At 36.5% G+C, this 249-nt stretch carries 1 protein-coding gene; it reads left to right on the top strand.

The annotated features are described in order from the left end of the window. A partial coding sequence (locus SB658_RS26195; protein ID WP_410603409.1) for an HAD hydrolase family protein occupies positions 1-249 on the top strand: 249 nt, incomplete at both ends.

Genomic DNA, 249 nt, shown 5'->3' with positions numbered 1-249 from the left:
ATCCAGAATTAGAAATATCTAAATTCTTCATTTTGACATTTAATGCAGCGCATCGTGCACAGCTATTAAGCATGTTACAAGAAGACACTGATATTTCAGTTACAGCATCAGCTCCTACTAATGTAGAAATTATGGATAAGCACGGTCATAAAGGGAACGGCCTACAAGAAATGGCAGCGTATTTCAATATACCAATTGAAGATACTATTGCAATCGGGGACAACTTTAATGATGTGCCAATGTTACAAG

The sequence above is a fragment of the Bacillus sp. SIMBA_008 genome, from assembly GCF_046535495.1.
Classification (GTDB): domain Bacteria; phylum Bacillota; class Bacilli; order Bacillales; family Bacillaceae; genus Bacillus; species Bacillus subtilis.
The sequence above is the reverse complement of the archived record's forward strand: the minus strand, read 5'-3'. Positions and strand labels throughout refer to the sequence as shown.